The organism is Brevibacillus sp., assembly GCF_003521185.1.
Classification (GTDB): domain Bacteria; phylum Bacillota; class Bacilli; order Brevibacillales; family Brevibacillaceae; genus Brevibacillus; species Brevibacillus parabrevis.
Genome location: NZ_DOTK01000032.1, coordinates 1 through 17,732, shown reverse-complemented (window position 1 = coordinate 17,732; position 17,732 = coordinate 1). Strand labels below are relative to the sequence as shown.

The 17,732-nt window shown below is 49.8% G+C and carries 17 protein-coding genes; 8 read left to right on the top strand and 9 right to left on the bottom strand.

Annotation, left to right across the window (positions count from 1 at the left end; all coding sequences use genetic code 11):
• The 4 genes from DEP07_RS07850 to DEP07_RS07835 all read left to right on the top strand — a co-directional run.
• Positions 1 to 519 (top strand): BclA C-terminal domain-containing protein (locus tag DEP07_RS07850; protein ID WP_441299846.1); only part of this gene is annotated, 519 nt, incomplete at its 5' end.
• 251 nt (positions 520 to 770) lie between these two features.
• Positions 771 to 1,871 carry a histidine kinase N-terminal domain-containing protein gene (locus tag DEP07_RS07845; protein WP_281869711.1) on the top strand — a complete coding sequence of 367 codons (1,101 nt, stop codon included), beginning with the start codon at positions 771 to 773 and terminating at the stop codon, positions 1,869 to 1,871.
• Positions 1,872 to 2,745: 874 nt separating this feature from the next.
• A complete protein-coding gene (locus DEP07_RS07840) occupies positions 2,746 to 3,303 on the top strand; it encodes a DUF5317 domain-containing protein (protein ID WP_122966531.1) in 558 nt (185 codons plus the stop codon).
• A complete protein-coding gene (locus DEP07_RS07835) occupies positions 3,281 to 4,618 on the top strand; it encodes an HD-GYP domain-containing protein (protein WP_122966532.1) in 1,338 nt (445 codons plus the stop codon). The genes DEP07_RS07840 and DEP07_RS07835 overlap by 23 nt, the downstream gene beginning before the upstream one ends.
• 247 nt (positions 4,619 to 4,865) lie before the next feature.
• Here the strand turns inward: DEP07_RS07835 and DEP07_RS07830 are convergent, their stop codons facing one another.
• From DEP07_RS07830 to DEP07_RS07800, 7 genes are all read right to left on the bottom strand, one after another.
• Positions 4,866 to 5,900 (bottom strand): acyltransferase family protein, encoded by a 1,035-nt coding sequence (locus DEP07_RS07830; protein ID WP_287102340.1) that lies wholly within the window; start codon positions 5,898 to 5,900, stop codon positions 4,866 to 4,868.
• Between the two features lie 193 nt (positions 5,901 to 6,093).
• Positions 6,094 to 6,402, bottom strand: a complete 309-nt coding sequence (locus DEP07_RS07825; RefSeq protein WP_122966534.1) for a hypothetical protein — start codon at positions 6,400 to 6,402, stop codon at positions 6,094 to 6,096.
• Between the two features lie 90 nt (positions 6,403 to 6,492).
• Positions 6,493 to 6,696, bottom strand: a complete 204-nt coding sequence (locus DEP07_RS07820) for a cold-shock protein (RefSeq protein ID WP_063226749.1) — start codon at positions 6,694 to 6,696, stop codon at positions 6,493 to 6,495.
• 245 nt (positions 6,697 to 6,941) lie between these two features.
• Complete coding sequence (locus tag DEP07_RS07815) at positions 6,942 to 9,833, bottom strand: ATP-binding protein (protein ID WP_287102339.1); 2,892 nt, start codon at positions 9,831 to 9,833, stop codon at positions 6,942 to 6,944.
• Positions 9,830 to 10,192: a response regulator transcription factor gene (locus tag DEP07_RS07810; RefSeq protein WP_122966536.1), complete on the bottom strand. Its 363-nt coding sequence runs from the start codon at positions 10,190 to 10,192 to the stop codon at positions 9,830 to 9,832. The genes DEP07_RS07815 and DEP07_RS07810 overlap by 4 nt, the downstream gene beginning before the upstream one ends.
• Before the next feature lie 21 nt (positions 10,193 to 10,213).
• Positions 10,214 to 11,836 carry a response regulator gene (locus DEP07_RS07805; RefSeq protein ID WP_122966537.1) on the bottom strand — a complete coding sequence of 541 codons (1,623 nt, stop codon included), beginning with the start codon at positions 11,834 to 11,836 and terminating at the stop codon, positions 10,214 to 10,216.
• 184 nt (positions 11,837 to 12,020) lie between these two features.
• Entirely contained in the window at positions 12,021 to 12,497 is a 477-nt protein-coding gene (locus DEP07_RS07800; RefSeq protein WP_122966538.1) for a hypothetical protein, read from the bottom strand.
• Positions 12,498 to 12,592: 95 nt separating this feature from the next.
• Here DEP07_RS07800 and DEP07_RS07795 point away from each other — a divergent pair, with 95 nt between their 5' ends.
• Positions 12,593 to 12,796 carry a YwbE family protein gene (locus DEP07_RS07795; protein ID WP_274874400.1) on the top strand — a complete coding sequence of 68 codons (204 nt, stop codon included), beginning with the start codon at positions 12,593 to 12,595 and terminating at the stop codon, positions 12,794 to 12,796.
• Positions 12,797 to 12,885: 89 nt separating this feature from the next.
• Here DEP07_RS07795 and DEP07_RS07790 read toward each other — a convergent pair whose 3' ends face one another.
• Together DEP07_RS07790 and DEP07_RS27800 are read right to left on the bottom strand one after the other, a co-directional pair.
• Positions 12,886 to 13,443: a cysteine hydrolase family protein gene (locus DEP07_RS07790; RefSeq protein WP_122966539.1), complete on the bottom strand. Its 558-nt coding sequence runs from the start codon at positions 13,441 to 13,443 to the stop codon at positions 12,886 to 12,888.
• Positions 13,444 to 13,743: 300 nt separating this feature from the next.
• Positions 13,744 to 14,070 carry a hypothetical protein gene (locus DEP07_RS27800; RefSeq protein ID WP_429827523.1) on the bottom strand — a complete coding sequence of 109 codons (327 nt, stop codon included), beginning with the start codon at positions 14,068 to 14,070 and terminating at the stop codon, positions 13,744 to 13,746.
• Between the two features lie 499 nt (positions 14,071 to 14,569).
• Between DEP07_RS27800 and proV the strand changes: the two genes are divergently transcribed.
• The 3 genes from proV to DEP07_RS07770 are packed head-to-tail and all read left to right on the top strand — an operon-like array spanning position 14,570 to position 17,570.
• Positions 14,570 to 15,793 carry a glycine betaine/L-proline ABC transporter ATP-binding protein ProV gene (gene proV, locus DEP07_RS07780; RefSeq protein ID WP_122966540.1) on the top strand — a complete coding sequence of 408 codons (1,224 nt, stop codon included), beginning with the start codon at positions 14,570 to 14,572 and terminating at the stop codon, positions 15,791 to 15,793.
• A complete protein-coding gene (locus tag DEP07_RS07775; RefSeq protein WP_122966541.1) occupies positions 15,793 to 16,632 on the top strand; it encodes an ABC transporter permease in 840 nt (279 codons plus the stop codon). Before proV ends, DEP07_RS07775 begins: the two co-directional genes overlap by 1 nt.
• An 11-nt stretch (positions 16,633 to 16,643) precedes the next feature.
• Positions 16,644 to 17,570: a glycine betaine ABC transporter substrate-binding protein gene (locus DEP07_RS07770; protein WP_122966542.1), complete on the top strand. Its 927-nt coding sequence runs from the start codon at positions 16,644 to 16,646 to the stop codon at positions 17,568 to 17,570.
• The last annotated feature ends 162 nt before the right edge of the window (positions 17,571 to 17,732 follow it).

Here is a 17,732-nt window from a genome sequence, read left to right as displayed (position 1 = left end):
GGAGCTACGGGAGCAACTGGAGCAACTGGAGCAACTGGAGTCACGGGAGCAACCGGAGCCACAGGCGCCACCGGAGAAACAGGACCCACCGGCCCAACAGGCGCCACCGGAACCGTCTTCACAAACATCAACGCGTTCGGTGCAAATACAAGCGGGGCGCTCATCGCAGTTGTATTGGGCGGCACGAACGTACCTTTGCCCAACAATCAGATCCTGAACGGTGTAACCGTCAATGGCGCCAACACCACCTTTACCGTGCCATCAGCGGGGAATTACCTCTTGTCGTATTCGATCAATACGACAGCCGCTTTGCTGGTCAGTACACGTCTTGTCATTAACGGCTCTCCATTCACTCCGTCAATCGTTGCACCAACGCTGTCCCTCTCTTCCTTCCACAACACAATCATTGCCCCGTTGGGAGCGAACTCGACGATCACGCTTCAGCTCTTCGGCCTGTTGGGAGCAGCTACGCTGTTGACTGGCGCCGGGGCCACGCTAACTATTGTCAGACTAAACTAAAGCTTTACAGGCAAAGGGACGGAACGAGCAACCGTCCCTTTGCTTTTTTATTCGAAAAAAACAGCGCACCGATTCTGTCGCCCCGTAAAAAGTTTTCTCAGCTGTTTTCTCAATAAGAATGACTTTCAAATGTAATTCAGCGTCGAACGGTGTACAATGATAGGAGTAGTAAAAATATTTAGTCAATAAATGTTGAATCGATAGTATAATATTATCGGAATTAGTATGCCGATCATTCGGAGTGGGGATAGATGGCGATGGACGACTTGGCACTATATTTGGACGAGCATGAGGATGCGGCAGTGGAAGAGTTCAGGAGACGGATTAAGGTGGCTGAGCACGATCAGTTCAACGAGATTATTCCTTTGAACGGACAAGCCATGTATCGCATGGTGGCCGGATATCTTCGTTCGAAGATTACTCATGAGGACATCAAGGATCTTGCCTATAAAGTAGCACATGAGCGGAATCAAGCCCAAATTAACATTGGCGATTTTGTTTTTAACGTCTGCATGGGGCGTGAGCTGGTGATTGATACCTTGCAAAAAGGCCCCTTTTCTCCAAATGCTCTGCTTCCAGCACTCATTAAAATAAACGAATGCTTCGATGTCTTTCTGGTGCATGCCGTGTCCAAATATACCGAACTGAAAGACAGCGATCTGGAGGAAAAGAAGCTGTTTATTGAGCGGTCTCACAAAGACAGGCTGACGATCTTGGGACAGATGGCTTCGAGCTTTGTCCATGAATTTCGCAATCCGCTAACTTCCATTATGGGATTTTCCCGATTGCTAAAAGAAGATTACCCGAACCTGCCGTACGTGGATATTATCGAGAACGAGCTTCATCAGCTGAACTACCGTGTCTCCCAATTTTTGCTTGTATCCAAAAAGGGAGCTGTACATAAAAAAACAGAAGTCTTTAGCATAGCTCTACTGTTCGAGGAGATTTTGTCCTTCCTCTATCCAAACATCGTGGATGTCAACGCGCACATTACGTGCTCGATTGACCCTGCCCTGCTTTTGGTCGGCTACAGGGACGAGATGAGGCAAGTGTTCATCAACATCATTTCCAATGCCCTGGACGCGCTGCAACGGAAAAACGGGGAGAAAGAAGTGGCGATCAAAGGGGCCCAAACCGAAGAAATGGCCGTGATCACGATTTCCAACAATGGCGCTCCCATCCCGCCCGACCTGCTGTCAGTCATCTTCGAGCCGTTCTTTACAACGAAAGAGCTGGGAACGGGGATCGGGTTGTACGTTTGCAAGGAGATCATCGAGCGCCATGGCGGGATGATCGCATGCGAGTCGTCTGATCAGCAGACGGTCTTTTCCATGTACTTCAGACATACTTGATCAGCCAGCGCAATCAAAACGACCTGCATTTGCGGCTAAGCTTATGCGCATCTCCCTGTCGAGTGGACAACGAAAAAGGCTCGAATGATACGGCGGTCGCTTCCTTGTAATCTGCGGGGGAGAGGTCGCCGAGTTTTCTGAACGCGATTTTTGTTGTAAAATTGGCTAGAGTCTGCAAGGAACATCCGGGCTTTTGTCCCGGTTACAGGCTTTTCAAGAGAGCGCTTCTCGGTTAAGATGGGCAAGAATCCCCAAAAGCAGTTTCCAAGCTGGGAATGGCTCACGCTCGACCAGCGCCAATACGTGCGCCGCTGAACATGCTGACTACAGCCAGAGCTACCTTTTCCCGACATGGCAGTAACTCCTGCTAGATTCAACATTTCCCATATGCATACATGTCGACCTGGACCGCATTAACCAGGAAGAATAGAGAAAAAGCACTAAGGGCAAATGAGCGATCAAGACTGCATTCTTTTATACAATAGGTAAAATTATGAAAACAAGCTATGAAAACGACATTCCCTATTGAAATTCCGATGAAGTAGGGGGAAAATATACCTAAGGTAAACAGAGGTAGAGTGCTGAAAATAGGTTAAGATAACTAATGTCGATAGTTGGCTAATACTGTAAAATTGATCGTAGCAGCTACGTAGCACTCTATTATGGATATGTATACCAATTCAATTGTAATGCATGTTTATACCATACAAAAGGGGGATGTCTTTATGAAAAAAATAGTTTACGCATTTCTCCTCGTTGCGGCAATCGTAGGAGCAACATCTGCAAACTGGCATATTACATAACAGCGTGAATGAAGTAAGAAAACACCGCTTCTTAGTGGTGTTTTTTTACTGTATCGGAGGATGGTTCTATCATGTTGCTAGATATTATATTCATCTCTTTTGTTGTGGCATTGATACGGGGAGGCAGAATAAAAGAATTACCAAAATTTAATAAATTTTCTGTTTTTGGAATCGCTGTGCTTTTGCAGATTCTATCCGCGCTCATGCCAACGTGGGGAAGAGTTTTTGTCTCAGTTGCGTATTTGTGTCTACTCATCTTCTTCTATTCCAACAGAGAGCATGAAGATATCAGATTTTTCATGATTGGCTGGTTCTTTAATGCGATCGCAATCTGGTCGAACTTTGGGAAAATGCCCATTGACCTCGAACTTGCAAAGAAGCTGAAATACTCGGTCGATCCGATTGTAAACGGGACCGATTTCAAGCACTCGGTTTTGGATAATTCAACCAATTTGCCATTTTTGACAGACATAATGTTTATGCCGTTCCCAATTGCAAGAGTCATCAGTATTGGCGATATTTTCATTATGATAGGCGCGTTCTTGCTTGTACAACGCGTAATGGGAAAACCAATATCTCTAATCAGACTCCGCGAGGGTAAAATCCATGAAACCAACCAAGAACTTTAGTCATTTTGCTCTAGGATTACTTGTTCAATGCTTATTTCCGGTAGCCGGGCTGCTGGTGATCATTTCAATCATTACCTCTTGGGGTGTGAATGAACATTGGGGAGTCATGGCGACTTACACCATTTTGACCTTGGTCAGCTCGTTTACTCCCATTCGCACGCTAAATTCGCCTTTAACCTTGAACAATGCCGTGATATTCTCGGGAATTGTCCTGTATGGCACCTGGATCGGCGTCTGGTCAGCGCTTTTGGAGATTATCATCATTTCGTTTATATTCAAATCGAAAGTATCGAGAGCTCTCGCAAATAGTGGCCAAGTCTTGATTACGGTTTGGCTGGTCGGAACTTTGGATCAGTTTTTCCGTACCTATTATCCTGACTATTGGTTTCTGACGGATATCGGGCTGATCCTGGTCTACTGGCTGAGCAACACTCTTTTGGCCGCGGCCGGCATTTCCTATTTTAGAGAGGTGTCTTTTCAAGTCATTATAAAAAGCATGTTGCAAGGCGGCAGCATGACTTATCTCCTGCTCATGGCAGTGGGGGAGATAGGGGCGCGATTTGTAGGAGCTTACGAGGGGTATTCCTTGACGATATTGCTAGGGACGGTTTTGCTGCTTCGCTCGGTTTTCCATCAGTATTTTGCGAGTATAAGCGATCAGCAGAAAAAGATGGAAGAGATCAAAAACCTGAATGATTCGTTCTTGATCGCCCTGGCGGCATCGATCGATGCGCGCGATCCATACACGCTCGGACACTCGTTTCGCGTCGCGCACTGGGGGAGAGAAACAGCAAAATTCATGGGACTTCCGCCAAAGCAGTCGACGGAAGTTTACTATGGCGGGATCATTCACGACATTGGCAAAATCGGTATAGAAGACAACATCTTAAACAAGGAAGGCGCTCTGTCCAAAGAGGAGTTTGAACGCATCAAGGAGCATCCGGTCATCGGGTACGAGATTTTGAAAAGGACGTCGGTTTTCCCCGAGCTGCTCCCTGCCATTCGCTGGCATCATGAGCGGGTTGACGGGACAGGATATCCCGATAAGCTCAAAGGAAACGAAATCCCGCTCATAGCCCGCATACTGGCTGTCTGTGACGCTTTTGACGCCATGGTTTCTGATCGTCCTTACCGGAAAGGCATGTCCGTGGAAGAAGCCTTGAGGCGGATTCAGGAAGGAGCCGGCACCCAGTTTGATGCTGAAATCGCAGCGAATTTTGTGACCATGATCAAGAGCTTGAATGAGGAAGAGTTGCAAAAAATCATTCGGGCAAATAACCGGAACCAGGAAATCGATGTCTCCTTAACCACGTAAGCGATCAGGAGAGTCAAGTTTACATAAGATTCAAAGCAAGGCGATACGTATCATACAAAAAAAGCTATCAACTTTGATGGCTTTTTTTATTTTCCTCCACACGATGCAAATGGATGGCCCCAGCGTAGTATCCTCCTTTTTCCTGACAAAAAAAGTCCCACCCGGTCGACAGTGACTGAATCCATGACAGCATGAACCCTTTGTTTACTGTCTACCGAATGGGACAAAAAGCAAGCAAGACACACGCTTACTGTAGCCGCTCCCTTCGCGCTTTCCCGGCGAATCGGCCCAACTGCTCCAGCCCTTTGACCAGCCAGACCAACAGGAGGGAGAGCAGGAAGCTGCACCCGAAGATCAAGCCCAGGTACAAAAGCGAGTACCAGGTGTTTTGGAACACCCAGGCGACTTCGCCGTACTGCTCAAACAGAAAATCTTTGAACAGGATCAAAAAAGCGGAGTGAAACAGGAAAATAAAGTACGTCAAACCTTTGCGAAACTTGAGACGCAGATGATCGACCAATTCCAGGAAAAAGACCATCAGCACGAGAAAAGACAGCAAGGTAGCAAAGACAAAAGTCAGATGCACCGCCACGTACAGCTTGCTGGAAACGACAAAAAACATGGCGGCAGCGGTCGCGATCCCTGTAAGCAGCATCAGGATAGAGCGATTGTTTCGCAAAAAGGACAAAATCGTCTCCCGGTACCAGTACAACAGATGGCCCATGTACAGCGTGAAAATCCAACTGGGCAGCATGTGCCGCGTCGACAGCTCCAGCCAGCCTTTGTGCAAATAGTTGATGTAGACGTATTGCACGGCGAGCAGAAGCCAGATGACATACAAAATGTTGCGTTTGGTAATCCAGTTGTGGAAAAAGTAAGCAAACACGTAATACTGGCAAATCATGAACACAAAATAAAGATGATCGCCGGTTTTCCCCATCAGGATGTTTGTGAAATCAAGGGTCGTATGCGGCATCTCTTTTTTCAGCAAATAGTGGTACAGAATACCGGAAACCAGGTAAGGCAAGAAAATGTACAGGAGCTTGCCCGTAAAAAAGTCGCGGGGCGTCGGGCTTTTTGCCTCAAACGAGTAAGCGGTCAAATAGCCGGTGGCGATCGTCAAAAGCACAGTGCCGTAGCGACTGATCTGATTGAGAGCGACCACCCAGAACGGATCGTTGAAATACAGCACAGAAGCAGTAAAATGGCCGACCACGACCAGAAAGCTTGAGAACAACTGGACGTAAAACAGCGATTTCAAAATTTTCGAATCGGTATACATAGGCATTCTCCATTTACTTGTTCGTCGTCTGGCGAGTCGTCTGCGTCCAACCCTGCGGACAGCCAACACAATAAATTGCGAATGCGTCTATCTTAGATAATGAAATTTTGAAAGAGATTTGATCTTTGCGATCTGTGCAAGCCAATGTTTGGGAAGACAGGAAAAAAGCCACGCCTGTGCGTGGCTTTCGGCCTTATTTTTGCGGCTTGTTCCGCTCCTCAATCGCTTGGCTGACCACGAAGGCCAGATCATCGTTGCCAAAGAGCGACAGGACACCGAGGATGGTGGCGTCAGGGATTTCTTCTGCTTCCTCTTTCGGTACCGTGTTTTCCAGCATTTGCGCGAGCAGTGGATTTTCGCCTTGAGCGGGATAAGCGGCCCGATACAGCTCACGTGCATCAAGCCCATGGTTGACACACCATTGGGCAAAGACGAGAATCATCATTCCTTCGTCGCGCTGGTAAGCCTGGATGACTTGATCTTCCATCTCTTTTCGGTTCATAGATATGCTCCTCTAACAATCAGTCGTACACGTTATGTGCTTAATTGTAGAGAAGAGGGCGGGTGCCCGCAAGAAAAAAGAGGGGAGAGATTAGGAGTTTCGCTTGCTGTGATTGGTCAAAACCGGAAGCACCCGGGTATCTTTAATCATTTCGGAATGGCAAAAAGGGCAGCTCGGGCTCTTGTCAAAGGAAAAGTTATCTCTCATCCAGCACGTACACCCATCATTGCTGCACGTCCATACATCTGTTTCCTCTTCTTCGACCGGAACAATTGCTTTTTTCGAGAAATACACATGAACTCCTCCTTTGCAGGGCATCGTGCTTACAGTAACACCTCTATTAATGTGTGATGGAAAGTCCATGAATATACCAAGATTTTCTGCCCGACTGCATAAAAGAAAGGAAATAACTGCCCAAAACGGTCATGACCGTTTTGTTGACCGCAAGCGGTCACATCCCATTTCATGAAAAACGTCGAGACGTTTTTCACAGAAAAAAGGCAACGGAACGCATCCGCTGCCTTTTTTCTATGAAAGGATTACAGTTGATCCGGGATCAAAATTTGCCCGGTCGTTTCATGGCTGGTCACAGCGAGCAAGATCGCTTTCGACAATGTGTCGGGGTGGTAAGGTTTGATCAAGTAGCCCTTGGCCCCCAGGTCAAACGCTTTTTTCTTCTCTTCAAAAGCGCTGGAGATGACGATCGGGATCGTTTGCAGCTCGGGATTTTCCCGCATCGCTTCAATGACCTGCCAACCGCTTTCTCCATCTTGCAAAATCAGATCGAGGACAACGGCGTCCGGACGCAGCTCCGAAATGGCGGCGAGCGCCTCTTGGGCCGTAGAACAAGGATAGACCGTGAAGCCTGAGCTGAGCAGTTCCTCACGCAAAAGCTCGGCCAGATTCATGTCGTCCTCGATAATCACGACTTTTCCGTTGGACTGGCCGGAAGGAGCGAGCGCCGCGGCTGCGTTGTTCGCCAACAGCTCGGCACGGACCGCCGGCTCCGGCAAAGGAAGGGCGACCGTAAACGTACTGCCTTTTCCAGCCTCGGAAGCAACGGTGACCTCGCCGTGGTGGATGCGCACGATCTCCTGAACGATGGCAAGCCCGAGGCCCGTACCGCCAATCTCCCGGCGATCGGAATTGTCTACGCGATAAAAACGGGTAAACAGATGAGGGAGAGCTTCCGCAGGGATGCCCAGCCCTTCATCGTGAATCTCGATCAACAGCTTTTGGTTTGCTTCACGAATAACGACGCGGATGCTTCCGCCGTCCGGTGAATACTTGACCGCATTGCTGATCAGGTTGACCAGCACCTGGCGAAGCTTGTCGCGATCTCCGCAGATGGTCGTTTGCTCCGTTTGCAGCTCAAGCTCAAACGAATGCGGCGTAGATTGGGCACGGTACATCCCAAACACTTCGCGGGCGAGGGAGTCGATCTCGACTTTTTCAAACTCATAGCTTTGGCGGCCGGATTCCATGCGCTGCAAGTCAAGAAAATCGTTGATCAAGGTCGTCAGTCTCGTCGCTTCCTGATAAATAGCCGTCATGTAGCGCTGCTGTCTTTCCGGTTTCAAGTCTTTGTGCAGCAAAAGCTCGGCAAAACCGAGCACGCTGGCGAGCGGAGTGCGCAACTCGTGGCTTACCGTGCTGACAAATTCCGATTTCATCTGGTCAATCTCGTATTCCTTCGTGATGTCCCGATAGACCAAGAGAGTGCCCCATTTGTGGGACGAGCGGTACAGATGCTCGGCATACAGCTGAATATAGCGCTTGGTAGGGGAGGTCAGTTCGAAAACAATGCTGTCCTCCTGCGGATCTCCCTCGTTCAGTGTGACCGCTTTTATATACTGGGCGAGACGGTTTGGTTCCGCCGTACAGCTTTGCAAATGGGCGAGAAACGGATCGATGTTGAAATCCGCTGTTGAGTGCGAGTTATCAAAGCCGATAAGGTCGCGGAAGGTGCGGTTGACCTGTAGCGTTCCGCCGTCGAGATCGAGCAACTGAATCCCTTCCTGCACCGAATCGAGCATGTCTTGCGTGACTTGACGTTGCCGTTTTGTCTCCTCGAACATGGCGAGCTTGTCCAATGACAACGAGACTTGTTTGGCCAAGCCGATTGCCACCTGTTGCTCATGCTCGGAAAACTTGCGGTCAATCCGGGCAAGAATGATGCAGGCCACGACTTCTTCGTTCGAGTCCAAAACAGGCAGATACAGCTCGTACGTGCGGGAAGGGGTCATGAGGAAACCGCGCTCTCCCATGGTGCTTTCGCGATTGATGACATACGGTTGGTGCGTTTCCTTGATGCGCACGAGCGGACCGTCTTCAATCCCTTGCAAAAGCTGCTCGATTCCTTGCGGAGACACACCGAAACTGGCAACAGCCCGATCGGCATCGAGCACGAGAATGACGCCTTTGTCTGCCTCCATGCTGTCCACAGCGTTGGATACAATGCTCGACAGAAGCGTTTGCTTGTCCAATGTATTCGTGAGCGCGAGAATAAACTGGTTCTTTTTCTCCAGATGGCGCTCGTTCTCCGCCATTTTTTCCAGCGCTTCCGTCAGTTCCTCTTGCTGCATCACGAGTTCATCCTGTTGGGCTTGCAGCTCTTCGTTTTGCGCCATCAGCGCCTCTTCTTTGTTCTGGATTTGCCGCATCATGTAGTCGAGAGAGCGGGAGAGCTTGCCGATCTCATCGTCACGCTCCAAGCCGTTCAACTGCGGCGTCTCCCCAAGCGAAAAGCGGTTGGCATCGGCAGTCAGCCGCATCAACGGTCGGCCGATATCGCGCGTCGTTTTGATCGTTACCCAGATCAATACCAAAAGAGCCATCAGCACGTAAATGATGAACCACAAGCTTTGGGCAGACAGTTCCTGGAACAACTGCTGGTTTTGCATCGAAATGAGCTGCTCATTCGTTTGCTGATAGCGGGTGGCATAGCTGATCAAATTGTTGACCTCCATGTTTACCCCGCTGGACGAAAATTTGCGCAAACCTTCGTAATCACCCGACTGTGCATACCCTGACGAGGTAGGGAAGACGCGGGTGAAAAAATTGTCTACAAATGATTCGATGGATGTGGCAATTTTAAGTTCTTCGCTGCTGAGCGGAAGCTGCTTGAAAGCATGAAGCGACTGTTCCAGCTTTTTCTTTTCGAGGAACAATTCATTGTATTCATATGGGCTTAAAAAGGCATAATAGCCGCGGGCACGAAAGAAAATCTGGTTCGTATGCTCCGAGATTTGCGTAATCAGCTCCTGCTTCTGTCTGGAAGTTTGCGCGGCTGATTGAAAGTTTGTAAAGGCTTGATCGTTCAGCATCTGCACGACCAGCGCCCCGGCGACCATCAGCGAGAAAAAGAGAATCATCATGATGGCGAAGCGGCGGGTAATGCTTTCCCTTACGTATTTTCGAAATGAAGTCATGCGAGCATGTCCTCCACTTTGCGGACCAGCTCCAGCGGGCTGAACGGCTTGGGCATGAAGTCGTCCGCCCCGGCAGAGCGCATTTTTTCCTGTTCGGCATGCTGGCTTTTTGCGGACAGGATGAGCACTTTCACAGACTGTTTCTCAGGCATTTGTTTCATCTGCGTCAAGACGTCAAAACCTGTCAGCTTGGGCATCATGTAATCGAGAATGACCAAATCGTACTGATTCTGGCCAATTTTTTGCAAGGCTTCCTCACCGTCGCAGACGATATCGAGCTGATGGCCTTCATCTTCAAGCGTATCCCCGATCAGCATGCGCAGCACTGCTTCGTCTTCGGCTAATAAGATCGTTGCCATTTTTCTTCCTCCATGTCATTCCTACATCATTCGTTTGATCAAACGTTTGATGCGCGCTTCCAGCTCTTTTATGCTGAAAGGCTTGGTCATATAGTCGTCAGCACCCAGTTGCAGGGCGCGGGCAATATCCTGTTCGCCGCTGCGTCCCGTCAGCATGAGCACCGTGTACTGCTTGCTGTTGGGCAGGGCGCGGATCAGTCTCAGGACATCAAGCCCGTCCATGTGTGGCATGATGCCGTCCAAAATGACAAGGTACGCTTCCGGACCTTGATGCCAGGACGATTCAAAAAAGGCGGCGCCTTCGTGGAACGTTCGGATGTCTGTATGAATCCATCCTTCCAGACTGGCGCGAGCGCAGTCGGCGAGCAAAGTGCGGGTCAAGGAATCGTCGTCGATAATCGCCACTTTCAGTCTCACGGTGCGCGTATCTGGATCGTCGTTGCGCTTGGCCATCTCTACCCGGCAACGCCCGTTGTTTTTCGCAGCGTATAAAGCCGTATCAGCGGCGTCTATCCAGTGCGAGAGTGGCTTTTGTCCATCCTCGATTTGCACGACTCCTGCCGAAAAGCTCAAAGAAAAGCTGCCTTCCGCCGATTCAAAAGAAAGTGCCTGAAAGTCGACCAGCAGCTGTTTGATGCGCAGTTTTGCATCTTGTCCGGACGTTCTTGGCATGAGCAGCAAAAATTCTTCCCCGCCATAACGGAAAAAGATGTCGTACTTCCCGGAGTTTGTCTTGATGAAAGAGGCGAATCGGCTCAAGACAACATCGCCTACGAGGTGCCCGTGCGTGTCATTGACCTTTTTGAAATGATCGATGTCCATAAAGGCCAGCGAGAACGGAGTTGAATTTCGCAGCGAATCGGACAGCAGCCGTTGATATGTGTCCGTAAGAGAATTGCGGTTGAACGCACCCGTCAATTCGTCGATGAACAAGATTTTATCCATCCAGCGTTTTCTGCCCAACTGCCGTTCCAGCCGAACCGTCAATTCCTCCAGGTCAAGCGGCTTGCACATGACGTCGTCCGCCCCCAGACGAAAAGCGCGCATGCGAGTGTCCCGGTCGCAATCAATGCTGATGATCGTCGTCGGGACGTATTGCTTTTTAATTTTCTCGCTGAGTGTTTGCATGACTTGAAAACCGCCTGTTTCCGGGATGTTCAAGTCGAGTATCAGGCAATCCGGGTTAAGGTCGTGGAAGTAGTCGAGTGCCTTGTGCGGATACACAGTGGCGATGACGGACCAGTTTTGCTTCTCCAAATATTCCTTGAGGTACATCAAAAGCGTCACATCATCATCTAGAATGAGCAAAAGAGGCTGGTTTTCGTAGGTGGATTCTTGCGGCAATGTGGGGTCCTCTAATAAAATCTCTTGCTCGGGCCGATGCTCGTAGCAGAGAGTGATCAGCTCTCGCAAAAAATCGCTCCACTCGTGTGTCGGCCAATCCTTCGCCTCCAGCTTGTCCAGTTGTTCCAGCAAGGATTGGGAAAGCTCGGATAAATCGTGCAAACCAATCGTTCCGGCTGTACCCTTCAGCGAGTGGACAAAACGGTATAATTCTTCATGGGAGACAGGCTCTTCCTGAGCGAGCCAGCCTTCCAGTTGTTTGTGAATTTGAAAAAGAAGGGTGTCCCTGTATTTGATCATTCCGAATTATCCCCCTGTTTTCGGGAAGGCCCTGCGCAGTCTCGAAGACTGCCGGGCCAGATCATAATAGGTATTGTACATCTAGCTAGGTGGAAGTGTACCATATTAAGAGGGGTTCTCCAACGAAAGGATTGCACTGGGAGGCAGGAAAAAAACAGGACGTGACAACTCTGTTACAAGCAGTTTACGAAAGAGAAAAGCCTTCTTCCTTCAAATATTGCGCCGCTTCCACGTAAGACTCAAAAGAAGCTTCCAGGTTCATGCCGTGGTAGACATTCCACAGGGAATCTTCTTGCTGTAAAAGCAGCGTGCGGTTTTGCTTGTCGACCCAGGTTTGTTCGACTTGTTCGCTGGCATCTGCTGCTGGTTGCTGCGGCTCGCGCTTGACGGAGAGCGACTGGATGGAAGCTTCGATTACTTGGCGCAGCTCGTCTGCGGAGAAGTCGCGAATGTTTACGTAGCCTTTGTCGTCTTTTTGGTAGCCCTTCAAAAACGCTGCGAACACAAAGCCGTTGCCGTTCGGATGCAGATGGTAAACGACTGTCTTTTTGTCGTGAAGACTTGCCTCGTAGTGAAAATTAACCCGTTTGAGCGAGACGTTGTGGCGAGACAACTCCGGGAATGATTCGATAATCGCCAGTTTTTGTTCAAAAGTAAGCATGGATTCCTCCGATGTGAATAAGGTTATCCGTCGATTATATCATAGGTGGAACAAAGAACGAAAAGGCTATACAGACAAGAGAGGAAGCGATGACGATGAACGGAAAAAATCGAAAAGATATCGTAGCAGGACTGGAAGTGGATATCGTCCTGAAGCAGGATCAGCGCACAGGGGTGCGGACGCGGGGAATCGTCAAGGACATTTTGACCAATTCCAGCACGCATCCGCACGGGATCAAGGTTCGCTTGACCAATGGCCAGGTCGGACGAGTGCAGGAGATTATTCAAAAAGGCGAGTAAACGTAAAAAACGGGATGCCAGCGAGGGCCATCCCGTTTTTTGATCGCGAGCGACAGGCAGCTTCTTCCGGAAAAGACGAGCCTGATGGATCAGCGATATGTATCGTGAGCAGGTGTAAGCACATCTTCCGTGGAATCGCGCACGAGGATGAACGGCCCGATGTTCCCGAGTCCATGCATCGATACGTTGTGATGGGCGATAATTTGCTCTGCACGCAGCACGGTGTTGTCGGTTGTGGAATGACCGTCACTGACGAGTGTGACGTCATAGCCCAAGGTGGTCGCTCGCTTGCAGGCGCTGTCTACGCAAAATTCCGTTTTGCAGCCCGTCATGACGAGATGCGTAATCCCGAGCGATTGCAGTTGTTCATGCAAATCGGTCTCGTGAAAAGCATCCGTCGCTTGTTTGAGAATCACGGTTTCCGTCGGGAGCGGGGCAAGCTCGGGGTGGATGGCGTAAGCGTCAGCGCCAAGCTCCGCGACATCTGTGTCCTGCACGTACAGGACGGGAATCGCTCTTTTCCAAGCGTCTTCCCTCAGCTTTTTGATCGTCTGAACGAGCGAGGTCTTTTGATAAACAGGGCCGATCGGGCCTTCCACAATCCCTACTTGTACGTCAATAATGAGCAGAGCTGTTTTTTGCGTCATTCACGTTCCTCCTCAAAATGCAGGGGCTACCGGGGCAGTCCCCCCGTTTCTTTCTTGGTTGTTTTCATCGATCTATGAGCATGCCGTTGCGTATTTGTTTTCATATTTCATCAGCTCCTTCGCTTATGGCAGCGGGACAGCCAGAGGCGGCTGCATCCGCTGGAACCATTGTAACACATCGCCCGTTTTATCATTCGGATTTTTTTGAACAATCGAACGGAAGGTAAAAACAGCCCCCATCCTGCTGGCTGCCAGTCAAGGATGGGGGCTGTTTGTGTTGCATGTGTCAGAAAGCTGTCTTTACGAGTCGCTTTCTTTTTTCGGCACAAACTGAAAAATTTCATGGGATTCAAAAGAGTCGATCAGGCGCGATAGCCACAAGTAGTAATCCAGTCCGTTTTCAATCCGGCGGATGCTAAGCTCCACGCGTTCTCGCAGCTCGTCCGTCAACTCCTCGGATTGCTGGAGGGCGCGCAGCTCCTGAAGCGACTTTTTCAGGCTGTGCACATTTTGCTCGCTGGCATGGCGCCACTTCACGGAAAACAAGTCGATGAAGTTTTGGTACCAGTCCAGATTGACCTCGTAGTGGTCTTTGCGTGTTCCTTTTTTCCATATCTTTTCTACCATATTTAAGTCCATCAAGCATATTTAAGTCCATCAAGGTGCGAACGCCGGTGCTCATGCTGGTCTTGCTCATTCCCAGCGCTTCTCCCATTTCATCAAGCGTCATCGACTTGTCCTGAAACAGCAGCGTGCCATACAAGAGCCCCGTCGACATGGTGATGCCATACAAATCCATGTTGCGGGCAAGTGTTTCAATCACGCGTTCTTGAGCCTTTTCGAGGATTCTTTCCTGATTCGTATCCATTTTGAAAAAAGCAGCTCCTCTAGTCATATTACCTGACTAGAATTGTACGTTCCTTACAGCAAAATGTAAATGGAGATATCAAACAGTATATACGAGATAAACTGCGAATACAGAAAGAAAAGTACGTAAAGTTTTTTCTGAACGCTGAAAATGCCCGATTATCGAGCCTCACCCAGTTTGAGGTAAAAAAGTGGGCTGGTTACAATTGTAAGGGTAAAGAACAGTCCGGATACGGGCGTAAAAGTTGGAGGTGACCATATGCCCAAGATCAAAGTAGAGAATTTGACCAAAATCTTTGGACGACAGCCCCAACGCGCATTGCCCCTCGTGAAACAAGGGAAGGCCAAGACAGATATATTGAAGGAAACGGGTCTTACCCTTGGGGTTAACCAAGCGAGTTTTGAGGTGCACGCCGGCGAAATTTTCGTCATCATGGGGCTTTCGGGTAGCGGGAAATCGACATTGGTTCGACTCTTGAACCGACTGATCGAACCGACGGAAGGCAAAATCCTGATCGACGGTACGGATATCGTCAGGATGAACACAGAACAGCTGCAACAGGTCAGAAGAAAGAAGCTCGGGATGGTATTTCAAAAGTTTGCCCTGTTTCCGCACAGGACCGTCCTGGAAAACGCAGCATATGGCCTGGAGATTCAAGGAATGGCCAAAGCAGAGCGCGAGGCCAAGGCGAAGCAATCGCTGGAACTGGTCGGACTGGGCGGCTGGGAAGCGAGCTATCCTGATCAGCTTAGCGGAGGAATGCAGCAGCGCGTCGGTCTGGCGCGTGCACTTGCCAATGAGCCGGATGTGCTGTTGATGGACGAAGCATTCAGCGCACTTGACCCGCTCATTCGCAAGGACATGCAGGACGAACTGCTGGAGCTGCAAAGCACCATGCAAAAGACGATCATCTTCATTACGCACGATCTCGATGAGGCGCTAAAAATCGGTGACCGGATTGCCTTGATGAAGGACGGAGCGATCGTCCAGATCGGCACACCGGAAGAAATTATGACCAATCCGGCCAACGAGTACGTGGAGCGCTTCGTGGAGGACGTGGATCGTTCCAAGGTGCTCTCCGCAGAGAACGTCATGAAGCGGGCCGAGACGATTACGTTGGATAAAGGGCCGCGCGTTGCCTTGCAGTTGATGAGGGATCGCGGTGTATCCAGCTTGTATGTAGTAGACAAGAAGAAGACGCTCCTCGGCGTTTTGACCGCAGATGCGGTCAGCCAGGCAAAAGAACAGGGCCAATCGTTGGAGTGGGTGCTTCGTACCGAAGTTCCGAAGGTAGGGCCGCAAACGCTCCTGAATGAACTGTTTGACTTGGTCGCTTTTTCGGATATTCCGGTGGCAGTGACAGGCGATCATGACCGCCTCCTGGGTGTCATCGTAAAAGGTGCCGTGTTGGGCGGATTAGCGGGAAAAGTAAACCAGGAAACGCCACTGCCGGTAAATGAAGAAGGGCAGGTGGATGAATGATGGATCAATTTTTTCCGAAGCTGCCCCTCGATAGTTGGGTAGAAACGATTGTAGATGGACTGGACGAACATTTGGGCTTTTTGTTCGATTTCATTTCGACATGCATTGGCGGGACGGTCGACTTTTTCAATCTGATTTTGACCGGACTGCCGTTCTGGGTGATTATCATCTTGCTTACACTGCTGGCGTATCGGGCTGGCAAGCTGTCTATCGCTCTTTTTACTTTCATTGGACTTCTTTTGATTCAAAACTTGGGTTATTGGGAGCATTCAATGGAAACACTTGCGCTGGTGCTGACAGCCGGACTCATTTCCGTCATTATCGGGATTCCCGTGGGAATCTGGTGCGCGAAAAGTGATTCCGTGCAAAAGGTCGTAACGCCGCTGCTTGATTTCATGCAGACGATGCCCGCGTTTGTGTATTTGATTCCTGCGATCTTTTTCTTCGGACTGGGGAAAGTGCCGGGCGTAATCGCTTCCGTCATTTTCGCGATGCCGCCGACGATTCGTCTGACCAATCTGGGGATTCGCCAGGTGCCGGCGGACTTGATCGAGGCTACGGAGGCGTTTGGTTCGACTTATTGGCAAAAGCTGACGAAGGTGCAACTGCCGATCGCCAAAACGACGATCATGGCAGGGATCAACCAGAGCATCATGCTGGCGCTGTCCATGGTCGTCATCGCCTCGATGATTGGGGCGAAAGGACTGGGTGCCGACGTATACCGCGCCGTGACGCAGATCAAGATCGGGGAAGGCTTCGAAGCGGGACTTGCCATCGTCATTATGGCGATTTTGCTGGACCGCATCACGCAAGGAGTAGGAAAGAGAAAAAAAGCGTAGGAGGGGTTTTCATGAAAAAAGCAACGTGGAAAGGTTTGGCTGTCGCATTGGGACTTGGATTGGTCATGGCGGGCTGCTCAAGTGCGGGCAGCTCCGAGGGTAACGGATCAACCAGCAGCAACAACGGTTCGGCTGCATCCAACGGTGTAGGCGCCGCAGTCGATCATAAAATCATCGGGATCGACCCAGGGGCAGGCTTGATGAAAGCGACCGAGAAAGTGCTCAAAGACTACGAGCTAAAAGACTGGGAGCTGGTCGAAGGCTCCAGTGCCGCGATGACGGCAGCTTTGACCCAAGCCTATAAAGACAAGAAGCCGATTATCGTGACGGGCTGGACGCCGCACTGGATGTTTTCCAAGTTTGAAATGAAATACTTGGAGGACCCAAAAGGAGTTTACGGAAAAGATGAGCAAATTCATACGGTCGTGCGGAAAGGCTTGAAGGAAGAACAGCCAAGCGCGTACGCTTTCCTCGATAAATTTTCCTGGACGCCAGCCGACATGGAGAAAGTGATGCTGGACATCGAAGGCGGCAAAAAACCGGAAGAGGCAGCAGCAGAGTGGGTGAAAGCAAACGAAGCTACTGTGAGCAAATGGGTGGAAGGCGTACAGCCAGCCAATGGTCAAAAGCTGACGCTTGCCTATGTCGCCTGGGATTCCGAGATTGCCAGCACGAATGTGGTGAAAACTGTTCTGGAGCAAAAGCTGAACTACAAAGTTGAACTGAGCCAAGTAGAAGCTGGCCCGATGTGGGTAGGCGTATCCAACGGCGATGTGGACGGCATGGTTGCAGCTTGGCTGCCAACAACACATGCTGACTACATGGAGAAGCTCGGAAAAGACGTAGAAGACCTCGGCCCGAATCTGGAAGGAACCAAGCTGGGTCTGGCTGTTCCGACTTACATGGATATTACGTCGATTGAGGATTTGAAGAAGTAAAAAAGCGATAAAGCCAATGGCGCAACAACGAAGAAAGCCAGCGTCGCAGGGGGAGTCATTCCTGCGAGGTTGGCTTTTTTTATGTAAGAAGAAAGGTGAGTTAAAAATTTGTAATTATTAATTTATTTTTCTTTTATTTACAAGACGGATTGTCAAGCCAAG